The sequence below is a fragment of the Pyxidicoccus sp. MSG2 genome (assembly GCF_026626705.1).
Classification (GTDB): domain Bacteria; phylum Myxococcota; class Myxococcia; order Myxococcales; family Myxococcaceae; genus Myxococcus.
The window spans coordinates 10,625,223-10,637,356 of sequence record NZ_JAPNKC010000001.1 but is presented as its reverse complement, the minus strand read 5'-3'; the positions used below and the strand labels follow the sequence as shown (position 1 = coordinate 10,637,356).

Genomic DNA, 12,134 nt, shown 5'->3' with positions numbered 1-12,134 from the left:
CCGTAGACTTCGGCTGTATCAAAGAACGTGACGCCCTTTTCATGGGCCGCACGAATGACCTGGATGCCCTGGTCTCTATCCGCAGCGGGGCCGTCGTTGGCGCTGATGCTCATGCACCCGGCTCCCAGCTCCGAGACTTCCAAGCCTCCGAGCTTTCGTGTCTTCATCTTGCTTTCTCCGCTACGCAGCCCCTTGTCGCTCCCGCTGCTGATTCCCTTGGACTGCTCCGATGACGTGGCGCACGCCAAGGGCCCGAGGGCCAACCCTGCCCCGATAAGGGCGGTATGAGCCAGGAAGTCGCGGCGACCGAGGGCTGGGCGATCCTGGGTAGTCGATCCAGTTGCTTGCTTGTTCTTCTTCATCAATCGCTCCTCGCCTTCTCAATCGAACGCCAGTGAAGTCGACAGGGCGCGGAACGCTTCGAGCTGCGCTTTCAGCTCGGCGACCCTCTGCTCCGCCGTGGCAATGGCATCGGCGCCGGCGATGAAGCGGCGCGGCGGTGGCTCCTGGCTCGCGATGGTGATGAGCGCTCGCGCGAGCTTCGCCGGGTCGCCGGATTGCTTGCCGTTCTGGGCCTTCCAGAACTCGAGCAGCGGCGCTCTGCGCTCGTCGTAGTCCTTGACGGACGGCTCGGCGTAGTTCGTCGATTGCTCCGTGAGGAGCTCCGTGCGGAAGAACCCCGGGTTGACGATGGTGGTCGTAATGCCGAACGGCGCGACCTCGGCGTGCAGCGACTCCATCCAGCCCTCCAGGCCGAACTTCGACGCGGCGTAGGCGGTACCGAACTCGAAGCCCGAGAGGCCCGCTGTCGAGGAGATCGAGATGATGTGCCCCGAGCGCTGCTTGCGCATCATCGGCAGGACAGCGCGGGTGACGTTCATCGGGCCGATGAGGCTCGTCGCCAGCTGCCGCTCCATCTGCTCCGGTGTCAGCTCCTCGAAGTAGCCCGCGTAGAAGCTGGCGGCATTGTTGACCAGCACGTCGATGCGGCCGAACCGGTCGACAGCGGCCCGCACCGCCGCCTCGGCATCGGCGCGGCGGGTGACGTCCAGCTTGACGGCCAGCAGGTCGTTCGACCGACCCAGGGCCTTGGTCACGCGGTCGCTGTCCCGGCCCGAGGCCACAACCGCGTGCCCGGCCGCCAGGGCGGCCCTGGCGAAATCGACGCCCATGCCACGGCTGGCTCCCGTGATGAACCAGACCTTCTTGTTGCTCATGACAGCTCCTTTTTCGGAGATGGAGGAGGCCTCGGCGGCCGCCGGTGTGCGGTCCGCTCCGGGCCAGTGGCAATCAGATAGCCCTGGGTCCTGATTGCGACCAGCCGCTATAATTCGCTTGGGCTTATGCATGTGGTGCATGAATGAAACGAGACGACCTGTACGACCTCGCCGCCTTCGCTGTCGTCGCTGAGCAGGGCAGCTTCACCCGCGCGGCGGCCGAGCTCGGCATGTCCCAGTCGGCGTTGAGTCACGCCATGAAGGCCCTCGAGGAGCGGCTCGGGATGCGGCTCCTGTCGCGGACCACGCGCTCGGTGTCGACGACCGAAGCAGGAGAGACGCTGCTGCGCTCCCTGCGACCCGCATTGGAGGAGATCTCCTCCGGGGTGGACGCGGCCGGGGCCCTGCGCGGGAAGGCGGCCGGCACCGTCCGCATCACCGCGACCAGGCATGCGGTCTCCTCCGTCGTGATGCCTGCCCTGCCGGGCTTCCTTGCGTCCCATCCCGATATCCGGGTGGAGATGATTGTCGATGACAACCTGACCGACATCGTCGCGGACCGCCTCGACGCCGGCATCCGCTTCGGCGACATCGTCGAGAAGGACATGATCGCGGTCCGCATCGGGCCGGACATCCGGATGGCCATCGTCGGCACACCCTCGTATTTCGCGGACCATCCGGTGCCCCGGACGCCCCGCGAGCTCTCGGGCCATCGCTGCATCAACTACCGGCACGTCAAGTCAGGCGGGCTCTACGCCTGGGACTTCGAGCAGAAGGGGCGCCCCTTCGAGGTTCGTGTCGAGGGGCCCCTCGTGTTCAACAACACCGACCTGATCCGGGAGGCGGCCCTGGCGGGACAGGGCCTCGCGTACATCTACGAGGACCTGGTGGCGGCGGATATCGAGGCCGGGCGGCTCAAGCGGATTCTGGAGAAGTGGTGCCCGACCTTCCCCGGCTACTACCTCTATCACCCCAGTCGAAGGCAGACGCCTCCCGCACTGGCGGCGCTCATTGGGGCGCTTCGCTACACACCCCGGGCCACAAGAGGCGAGCCTGCCGTCTCACGGTAGAGGCGGAGGCACGGATGGAGGGGGCAGCGTCCAGCGCTCGAACGGCCTCCGGGTGACGAGCGCCGTCGGCGACACGCGCGCCGCCACCTCCCGCTCGAAGGCGGGAAGGTCCACACCCGAGAGCAGCGGCACCTCGTCCCCGAGCACGGGGCCGAAGAAGTCGTCGTGGTGCACAGCCCACACGTGCTTTGGCTGCAGTGCGCCGAGCAGCCGCGCCTCGTAGTCCGGCGTGTTCTGCCGCAGCCCGAGCCCCAGGAAGGCGACGTCCGGCTTCAGGCCCCGCACCCGCTCCAGCTGCGCGTCCGAGAGCCCCGCGCTGCCCTGGTGGTAGAGCGTCCGGCCCTCCACCCGCACGATGAAGGCGAGCGCCCCGCCCATCTTCATCTCCCACCCCCGGGGCAGCCGCACCGTCCCCGGCTCCCCCGACGGAGCGACCTCTCCGGGGAACGGAACGCCGAGTACGGTCCGCCCGTGCGGATGCGCCACGGCTTCCACTTCGAAGGGGCCCATGCGCAGGAGCTGGCCATCCCGGAGGACGCGGCACTGCGCCGGGGGGAGCCCCATCTGCACGGCGAGTGCGCACGTCGTCTCGGTCCCCACCACGGTAGCCCCGGTGCGGCGCGCCACTTCCGGAACGTCCCCGAGATGGTCGTGGTGCGAGTGCCCCACGAGGATGATGTCCGCGCGGGGAAACGCCCGTGCCAGCGTGGCGGCGTCCGCGTCCACCGGGAAGAGGGCCAACTCCGGGTAGCTGTGCCGCGTGACGTAGGGGTCCACGAGCAGCGTGGCCGGAGGCGACCCCGCCAGGCCGCACACCTCCAGGCGCACGCCAGCGATGCCCGTCCAGCTCGCCCGCGGACTCGCGCGGCCCTCCCCCTGCGCCGCGGGAGCGTCCGGGCACGGCGGCTCCTCCGCTCGGTTGAGCACCGCGGGCGAGAGCTTCGGACGCTGGGCGCGCGAGGCGCGCCCCATCACGAACAGCCCCGCGAGGAGGAGCAGAAGGAACGCACCACTCCCGAGCAGCCAGTTCCGCGTCCGAGTCCGCATGGCCCCGGTATAGGCGGTCCGGACGCGTCCATTCCAGGGGTTGGCGGCCGTGGTAGCGGCGCGCGATGGCGGTGACGCCATTCACGCAATCCCTGGGACAGGTATGCTGAAGGCTGAATCAGTCTTCACATCGGCTCGGATGACGCGGGGCGGCACGAAGCCCTCGCGCGGAGGTCAACCCATGAGTGCCGTACCCCTGCCTTCAGTGAGCTCGGAATCGATGACTGCCTGGCGCCGCCCGCTGGGGCTGGCGGAGTGCCTCTTCTGGCAGATCGACCGGGTCATCTGCGGCAACTTCGTGGCCTACGCGGAGCTCACCGGCCCCGTCTCGGACGAGGCGCTCGCGCGAGGGCTCGTGGCACTCGCCGAGGCCCACCCCCTCCTGCGGGCGCGCATCGTCGAGGACGCCACTGTGGGCCGCCCCTGCTTCGAGTCCGTGGACGTGGTCCCGCCGGAGCTGGTGCGCCTCGCGCCGGAGGAGCTGCTCGCCCACTGGCTGCGCGAGCTGGACCGGCCCTTCGCGGACGGCAGTGCGCCCCTGTTCCGGGCTCACGTGGCCGGTGACGCGGCGCGGTCGCGGGTGGGGCTGACGTTCCATCACGCCATCGCCGACGGCCGTTCGAGCGCGAGGCTGCTGACGGAGCTGGTTCGCTTCCTGGATGAGGGCGTGGCCCCGCCTCCCAGCGCGCCACCGCCAGCCCAGGAGTCGTTCTATCGCCCCGAGGCCTTCGGCGCGCCGGACAAGGCCCGCCACTTCGCGAAGGTGGTCGCGGACATCCGGGCACGGGCCCAGACGCTGGCTCCCGGCAATGTCGTCCCGGGGCTGTGCGAGGAGCTGCGCCTGACCCGGGAGAATGGCCACCACCTGCTGGAGCTGTCGCCCGAGCAGACGGAGGCGCTGGTCCGGACCTGCCGGCGAAACGGTGCGACGGTCCACGGAGCCCTGGGGGCGGCGTGGCTGGGGGCCCTGCACGCGGAGTTCCTGCCACCCAGGCATTCGGTGGTGCTGTCGCTCGGCTCACCCGTGGACCTGCGTACCGTGCGTCACAGCCCCACGGGCTCCGAGGACATCGGGGTGCGCCTGTCGGGCGTGGTCAGCCGCATCCGGGTGAGCAACCAGGAGCCGTTCTGGGAGCTGGCGCGCACCGTCACGCAGGACGTCCGGCAGCAGGCCGAGCTGGGCAATGCCCACCTCCTGCACGAGCTCACCTACGCGCAGGCCCCGCCGAACTTTTCGCGGGAGGGGGGCATCGCGCTCATCCAGGGGATGATGCGCTTCCCTTGGAACAGCGTCATCACCAACGTCGGACGCCTGCCCACGCCGGAACCCGGACGGACGCTGACGCTCCAGGGCATGGGCTTCCTGGGCGGAGCGCTGCCGAGCCAGGCCGTGGTGATGTCGGTCAGCACGTGTGGCGGGCTGCGCGCCCACACCGTCTATGACCGGCGGAACCTCGGGCCGGGCCGCGCCGAGTCGCTCCTGGGCCGCTTCGAGCAGCGGCTGCGGGCGGCCATCGGATGATGGCCGTTCAGGAGTCGAGGGGCTCCAGGTACATGGGCACTCCTCCCTTGGGGCGGAGCGCCACCAGGGGTTCCTGCTCCTCCTTCGTGCCCGGCACGCGCCTGAGTCGGTAGCGCCGGAGCACCTGCGCGAGCAGGAGCACCATCTCCATCATGGCGAAGTGGGTGCCGATGCACAGACGCTGTCCCGCGCCGAAGGGCAGGTAGGCCAGGCGGGGCCGCCCCGCCGCGCGCTCCGGTGAGAAGCGGTCCGGATCGAACCGCTCCGGCTCCGGCCAGAGGTCCGGCTGGCGGTGGATGGTCCACGGTGAGATGGCCACGATGAGGCGTGGGTCCGCGGGGATGCGAATGCCGTCCAGCGCGTCCTCCTCCAGCGCCTGCCGCACCAGCACCCAGGCGGGAGGGTGGAGGCGCATGCTCTCCTCGATGACCTGCGAGAGGTAGCGCAGCCGGGGGATGTCCTCGGCTTCGGGCACCCGCTCGCCGAGCACCCGGGCCACCTCCGCGCGCGCCCGCGCTTCCACCTCCGGGTGCTGGGACAGCAGGGACCAGGTCCAGGCCAGCGCGTTGGCGGTGGTCTCATACCCGGCGATGAAGAGCGTCATCAGCTCGTCGCGGAGCTGGGCGTCCGTCATGCCCTCGCCCGTGTCCGCGTCGCGGGCCTCCATCAGCATCGCCAGCAGGTCCTGCCCGGTCGTCTCCCCCCGGCGGCGACGGGCGATGATGTCGAAGACGACGGCGTCGAGCGTCCGGCGCGCCCGCAGGAAGGCGCGGTTGCCCGGAGTGGGAAGGGCGAGCGGCAGCGGAAACAGGGCGAGGACGCGCCCGTTCACCTCCTGCTGCGCCACCGTGAGCGCCGGCAGGACACGGCCCGCCTCGCCAATCACCTGCGTGGAGAAGAGCGCCCGGCTGGCGATGGAGAGCGTCGTCCTCGCCATCTCCTCCGCCAGGTTCAGCGGCGCGGAAGGGTCCGGACGCTCCCGCCAGCGCTCCAGCATGCGCCGACCTTCCTCCTCCATCACCCGCACCATCGGCACCAGCCGCTCGCGGTGGAACGCGGGCTGGGCCAGCCGCCGCTGCCGCTTCCAGAAGTCTCCCTCGCTGGTCAGCAGCCCGTTGCCGAGCATGGCGCTCAGCCGCTGCCCCCCAAAGCCCTTCGTGTACCGGCCCACGTGCTCCACCAGGACGTGCCGCACGTGCTCCGGGTCCACCAGGGAGAGCACCCGGTTGAAGGGCCCCATCCGCCACTGCGCCACGCGGCCGTGCTCGCGGTGCATCCGGAGGAAGAAGTGGAGCGACTCCCTCCGCCGCTCGCGCAGGCTGCCCCAGAACCAGTGGCCCCTCGTGCCCGGTGCCTCTCGCACGGCGCTCATCGCACTCCCTCGATGATGCGCACCGCCCGGGCCACGCCGTCCTCGGCGCGAATGAGTCCGCCAAGCTGTTGGGCCCGCTCGCGCAGCCCGGGTCGGTCCGTGGCGGCAATCGCCGAGGCGAGGTTCTCCGCCGTGAGCTGCTTGCGCGGAATCGGGCCTGGCGCCACGCCGAGCAGCTCCATGCGCCAGCCCCAGAAGGGCTGATCACCCAGGAACGGCACGATGACCATGGGCACGCCCGCGCGGAGCGCCGCGGCCGTGGTCCCCGCGCCGCCGTGGTGCACGACGGCGGACATCCGGGGGAAGAGCCAGTCGTGCGGCGCCGAGTCCAGGAAGTGCACGGTGTCGGGGAGGGCACTCCGGTCCAGCGCACCCCAGCCCGCCGCCAGCACCGCACGCCGGCCGTTCAGCGCGCGGACGACGAGCCGGCTCGTCTCCGCCGGGTCGAAGCCGCCCATGCTGCCGAAGCCGACATACACGGGCGCTGGCCCGGCATCGAGGAAGTCGAGCAGCGCCGCCGGCGGCTTCCAGGTACCGGCTCCATCCAGGAACCAGTAGCCGGTGACCTTGATGATGTCGGGCCAGTCGGACGGCTGCGGGACGACCACGGGCGAGTAGCCGTAGATGACCGGCCAGCGGCGCTTCAACATGACGTGGCCGGGATGGACGAGCGACCAGGGCTCCAGTCCCAGCACGTTGCGGCGCGCCTGGTTGACCATGCGGCGGAAGCCGAGCCAGACGAGCTGCCGCACCGCCACGTGCAGCGCGTGGTTGACCACCCCTGGCAGCTGGCGCCGGGGTGGAGGAATGAGCGGAGGCGGGAACCGGCCGGTGGGAGACACGGGCTGCAGGCCCGCGCCGATGGCGGGAATGCCCAGCTTCTCCGCGATGGCCAGTCCGATGAAGTACCCCAGGCCCATCGCGATGATGGCGTCGCTGCCCCGGGCCGCGGCGAGGAACTGCTCGGCCCACGACTCCGAGTGGTCGATGGCGAGGCGCGCCATCATGCGCGAGAGCTCCGCCGGGTTGAGGCCCCGGGTGAAGAGCGCCTCCATCTCCGAGCTGGCCGTGGTGGTGCGGATGTCACCGGAGAGGGGCTTGAAGACGATGCCGCGCCCCTCGGTGAGCGGCGCGAACGTCGGGTCGGCCACCAGCACCGGGGTGTGTCCCGCCCGGGCGAGGCCCTCGGCCAACGCCACCAGGGGCCGGACGTCTCCCTCCGTGCCGAACGTGATGAGCGTGATGCGCATGGCGCGTGAATATGACATCACCTTCAACTTCGGACTACCGTCCACGGCGCATGGACACCCTCATCGACCTGGCCCGTCAGCGCGCCGCCAGCGCACCGGATGAGGTCATCTACACCTTCCTGCTGGATGGTGAGACGCAGGAGGCCCGGCTCACCTGTGCGGGGCTCGACCGGCAGGCGCGGGCCATCGGCGCCCTCCTCCAGGAGCAGGGGGCTCGCGGCGAGCGGGTGCTGCTCCTCCACCCGCCCGGCCTCGAGTACATCACCGCCTTCTTCGGGTGCCTCTACGCGGGCGCCGTCGCCGTCCCCGCCTACCCGCCCGATCCGTCCCGCCTCCAGCGCACCCTGCCACGGCTCGAGGCCCTCATCGCCGACGCCCGCGCGCGCTTCGTGCTCACCACCTCCGCCATCCACGCCATGGCCGGCTGGATGGCCGAGCAGGCACCCCGGCTCGCCTCCCTCACCTGGCTCGCCAGCGACGAGGTGCCCCAGGACACCGCCTCAGCCTGGATGGATCCGGGCCTCACCTCCCAGTCGCTCGCCTTCCTCCAGTACACCTCCGGCTCCACGGGCTCGCCTCGCGGGGTCGTCCTCACCCACGGCAATCTGCTGCGCAACTCCACCGCCATCCAGCAGACCTTCGGGAGCCCGCCCCGGAGCCGCGCCGTGAGCTGGCTGCCCCCCTACCACGACATGGGGCTCATCGGCGGCATCCTCCAGCCCCTCTACGCGGAGCTGTCCATCGTCCTCCTGTCGCCGCTCGACTTCCTGCAGCGCCCCGCGCGCTGGCTCGAGGCCATCTCCCGCTACCGCGCCCGGTTCTCCGGCGGGCCCAACTTCGCCTACGACCTGTGCGTCCGGAAGACCCCGCCCGAGCAACGCGCCACGCTCGACCTGAGTACGTGGGAGCTCGCCTTCACGGGTGCCGAGCCCATCCGCGCCGAGACTCTCGAGCGCTTCGCCCAGGCCTTCGCTCCGAGCGGCTTCCGCCCGGAGTCCTTCTTCGGTTGCTACGGGCTGGCCGAAGGCACCCTGTGCGTCACCACCGGGCGGAAGGCCACCGCTCCCACCGTGCGCCACTTCCAGCGCGAGGCGCTGGAGCGCGGCGAGGCGCTCGAGTCGCGTGTCTCCGACCGGGGCCCCGGCGATTCGCGCACCCTCGTGGGGTGCGGCTCCGCGGTGCCGGGCCATGAGCTCCTCATCGTCGACCCCGCATCGGCCACGCCCCTGTCCGAGGGCCGCACGGGTGAAATCTGGGTCCGGGGCCCGAGCGTCGCCCAGGGCTACTGGGACAAGCCCGAGGAGACCACCCGGACCTTCCAGGCCCACCGGAGCGACACCGGCGAGGGCCCCTGGCTGCGCACCGGCGACCTCGGCTTCCTCGTCGGTGGCGAGCTCTTCGTCTCCGGTCGCCTCAAGGACCTCATCATCCTGCGCGGGCGCAACCTCTACCCGCAGGACCTCGAACAGACCGCCGAGCCCCTCCACCCCGCCCTGCGCCCCGGCTGCTCCGCCGCCTTCTCCGTGGACGTGGCCGGTGAGGAGCGGCTCGTGCTCGTCCTGGAGGCCTCGCGCTCGCAACCCTTCGAGCCCCAAGCGCTCCTCGATTCGATCCGCGAGGCCGTGGCCGCACAGCACCAGGTCTCCCCATACGAGGTGGTGCTCATCTCCCAGGGCAGCATCCCGAAGACGTCGAGCGGGAAGATCCAGCGCCGCGCCTGCCGGGAGCTGTACCTCTCGGGTGGGCTCGAGCTCATCGCCCGAAGCACCCTCGCGAGCGGGGAACTCGCGCGGCAGCCCGCCCCCGAGCTTCCGCGCCTGACCCGGGAGGCACTCCTGTCGCACCCGGAGTCGGAGCGCCCGCGCGTGCTGGAAGCGTCCTTCCGCGCCCACCTCGCGAGGCGGCTCTCCGTCCCGGAAGCGGCGCTCGACGAGGCCCGCCCTCTCACCGCGTTCGGGCTCGACTCCATCCATTCCGTGGAGCTCAAGGCCGTGCTCGAGGAGGACCTGGGCGTCAGCCTCCCCATCGCGCACCTGCTCGATGGCGTCAGCCTGCGCGAGCTCACGGCCCGGGTGCTCGCTGCGCTCCACTCCCCCTCCCCAGCGCTGCCGCCGCTCGAGTCCGTCCCCCACGGCGACACCGTCCCCCTCTCGCATGCGCAGGAGCGGATCCTCTTCCTGGAGCAGCTCGCCCCGGCGAGCTCCGCGTACAACATCCCCGCGGCGGTGTTGCTCGAGGGCGAGCTCGACGTGGCGCTGCTCGGGCGAAGCCTCGCCACCGTCCTCCGCCGGCACGAGGCCCTGCGGGCATCCTTCCCCACCGTGGCCGGCTCGCGCGTGCAGCGCATCACTCCCGCGCGAGACGTGCCGGACTCGCTCTTCTCCAGGGACGGCGCCCTCACCGACCTGTCCGCCCTCCCCGAGGTGGAGCGCGAACCGGTCTCCCGGCGGCTCCTCACCGAGGAGGTGCGGCGCCCCTTCGACCTCGAGCACGGACCGCTCGTCCGCGCCCGGCTGCTGAAGCTCGCCGGAGACCGGCACCTGCTGGTGCTCACCCTGCATCACCTCGTCACGGACGGCTGGTCCATGGGGGTGCTCGTCCGCGAGCTGGGTGCCCTGTACACGGCCCTGCGCGAGGGCAGGCCCTTCGCGCTGCCCGAGCTCCCCCTCCAATACGCGGACTTCGCCGCGTGGCAGCGGCGCCGCCTGGAGGAGGGGCTGCGGGAGTCCGAGGCGGCCTGGTGGAAGTCCCAGCTCGCCGGCGCCCCGCCCGTACTCGAGCTGCCGGAGGCCCATCCCCGGCCCGCGATGCCCTCGCTGCGAGGGGCGTGGCATCCGCTCTCGTTCTCCCCGGAGTCCACCGAGGCGCTCGCGGCGCTCGGCCGGGCCGAGGGCGCCACGCCCTTCATGACGCTGCTCTCCGCCTTCCTGGCGGTGCTCCACGCCCGCACGGGACGCACGGACCTCGTGGTGGGCACGGACATCGCCAACCGGCACCACCCCAGGACGCAGGGGCTCATCGGCCTGTTCGTCAACCAGCTCGTGCTCCGCGTCGGGATGTCGGGCAACCCGACGTTCCGGCAGCTGCTCGCGCGCGTGAAGGAGGTGGCGCTCGGGGCCTACGCGCACTCCGAGCTGCCCTTCGACACGCTGGTCGAGGCCCTGCGGCCCCCGAGAGACGCGCGCTACAACCCGCTCTTCCAGGTGATGTTCGTCCTGGAGAACGCGCCCCTGCCTGAGCTCGCCCTGCCCGGGCTCACCTCGCGCCAGCTCCCGGTGGATGATGGGGGCTCACCCTTCGACCTGTCGGTGATCCTCTCCGAGTCCTCGGGCCGCCTGGGGGGCTCCCTCCGCTACAGCACGGCGCTCTTCGACGCCGCGGCCATCTCCCGGCTGGCTGGCGATTTCGAAGCCCTGCTCACCGCCGCCACCGGACGGCCGGACGCAACACTGGAGGAGCTCCGGGACACGCTCGCCGAGCTCCACCGGCAGCGGAAGCTCACCCAGGCCGAGGCGCTCCGCGGAGCACGGGCCGAGAAGTTCCGGAACATCCGGCGCAAGAGCGAGGGATAGCACGCACATGGAGCCCAAGAGCAGGAAGCCACTGCCTTCCCTCCGCAGGAGGGAGCTCGGCGCATCCGGAGCGGACTCGGTCCACTTCGAGGAGCTTCAACCCGGCTCGCGTCTGCCGCTGGTGGTCAGACCCTCGCTCCGGGAGCTCGTCCTGACCGAGTGGGCCCGAAGCCACCGGGAGCTCATCGAGGCTCGCCTCCACGCCCACGGTGCCCTGCTCTTCCGCGGCTTCGACATCCGCTCCGCCGAGGCCCTGGAGCCCGTCACTCGCGCCATCGCCGGAGAGCCACTCGCCTACGAAGAGCGCTCGTCACCGCGCTCCGTGGTGCGAGGCCACATCTACACCTCGACGGACCACCCTCCGAGCGAGCCCATCTTTTTGCACAACGAGCAGTCCTACAATCTGACCTTCCCGCTGCGGCTCGTCTTCTGCTGCGTCACGGCCGCGCGCGAGGGCGGACAGACGCCCCTCGCCGACACACGCCGCATCTATCAGCGCCTCCCGGCTTCCGTGCGCGCCCGCTTCCTGGAGCAGGGCTACCTGTACGTCCGCAACTTCGACGACCGGTTCGGCCTCTCCTGGCGCACCGCCTTCCAGACGGAGGACAGGGCAGCCGTGGAGGACTACTGCCGCCGCAATGGCATCGAGTTCGAGTGGAAGGACGGCCAGCACTTGAAGACCCGGCAGCGCCGCCGCGCCGCGGGCCAGCACCCCGTCACCGGCGAGCCCGTGTGGTTCAACCACGCCACGTTCTTCCACGTCTCGACACTCCCTCCCGAGGTCGGCGCGGCGCTGCGCGCGGAGCTCGGGGAGGAGGCGCTTCCCAACAACACCTATTACGGTGATGGCTCGCCCATCGAGCCCCACGTGCTCGAGCAACTGCGCGCCGCGTACCACGAGGAGACGGTGAGCTTCCCCTGGCGGGAAGGCGACGTGCTCCTCGTCGACAACCTGCTGGCCGCGCACGGCCGCGCGCCTTTCGTCGGCCCGCGCCGGGTACTGGCCGCCCTCGCCCATCCCTTCTCCTGGGACGACTTCCCTCGAACGGATCCGGGGTGAACGACAACCCCGAGGAGCTGCACG

Annotated in this window: 8 protein-coding genes and 1 pseudogene; 4 read left to right on the top strand and 5 right to left on the bottom strand. The window is 71.1% G+C overall.

The genetic code is table 11. The features are described from left to right. Nucleotides 1–251: 251 nt before the first annotated feature. Both OV427_RS50910 and OV427_RS41495 read right to left on the bottom strand, forming a co-directional pair. A pseudogene (locus OV427_RS50910) lies at nt 252–362 on the bottom strand (twin-arginine translocation signal domain-containing protein); the annotation flags it as partial. Nucleotides 363–380: 18 nt separating this feature from the next. Continuing rightward, a complete protein-coding gene (locus tag OV427_RS41495; protein ID WP_267861752.1) occupies nt 381–1,217 on the bottom strand; it encodes an SDR family NAD(P)-dependent oxidoreductase in 837 nt (278 codons plus the stop codon). A 143-nt stretch (nt 1,218–1,360) separates the two neighbouring features. Between OV427_RS41495 and OV427_RS41490 the strand changes: the two genes are divergently transcribed. Then, nucleotides 1,361–2,287: a LysR family transcriptional regulator gene (locus OV427_RS41490; RefSeq protein ID WP_267861750.1), complete on the top strand. Its 927-nt coding sequence runs from the start codon at nt 1,361–1,363 to the stop codon at nt 2,285–2,287. Here OV427_RS41490 and OV427_RS41485 read toward each other — a convergent pair. Continuing rightward, nucleotides 2,279–3,334, bottom strand: a complete 1,056-nt coding sequence (locus OV427_RS41485; RefSeq protein ID WP_267861749.1) for an MBL fold metallo-hydrolase — start codon at nt 3,332–3,334, stop codon at nt 2,279–2,281. The two genes, OV427_RS41490 and OV427_RS41485, sit on opposite strands and share 9 nt — an antisense overlap. A gap of 220 nt (nt 3,335–3,554) precedes the next feature. On the opposite strand from OV427_RS41485, the gene OV427_RS41480 reads away from it, so the two are divergent. Continuing rightward, nucleotides 3,555–4,856 (top strand): phthiocerol/phthiodiolone dimycocerosyl transferase family protein, encoded by a 1,302-nt coding sequence (locus OV427_RS41480; RefSeq protein ID WP_267861748.1) that lies wholly within the window; start codon nt 3,555–3,557, stop codon nt 4,854–4,856. 7 nt (nt 4,857–4,863) lie between these two features. On the opposite strand, the gene OV427_RS41475 is transcribed toward OV427_RS41480, so the two are convergent. Next, nucleotides 4,864–6,228, bottom strand: a complete 1,365-nt coding sequence (locus OV427_RS41475; protein WP_267861747.1) for a cytochrome P450 — start codon at nt 6,226–6,228, stop codon at nt 4,864–4,866. Further along, nucleotides 6,225–7,496 (bottom strand): glycosyltransferase, encoded by a 1,272-nt coding sequence (locus OV427_RS41470; RefSeq protein WP_267861746.1) that lies wholly within the window; start codon nt 7,494–7,496, stop codon nt 6,225–6,227. The genes OV427_RS41475 and OV427_RS41470 overlap by 4 nt, the downstream gene beginning before the upstream one ends. A 32-nt stretch (nt 7,497–7,528) precedes the next feature. Between OV427_RS41470 and OV427_RS41465 the strand changes: the two genes are divergently transcribed. Next, nucleotides 7,529–11,050, top strand: coding sequence for a condensation domain-containing protein (locus OV427_RS41465; protein WP_267861745.1), 3,522 nt, complete (start codon nt 7,529–7,531; stop codon nt 11,048–11,050). Between the two features lie 7 nt (nt 11,051–11,057). Continuing rightward, entirely contained in the window at nt 11,058–12,110 is a 1,053-nt protein-coding gene (locus OV427_RS41460; RefSeq protein WP_267861744.1) for a TauD/TfdA family dioxygenase, read from the top strand. Nucleotides 12,111–12,134 lie beyond the last annotated feature (24 nt).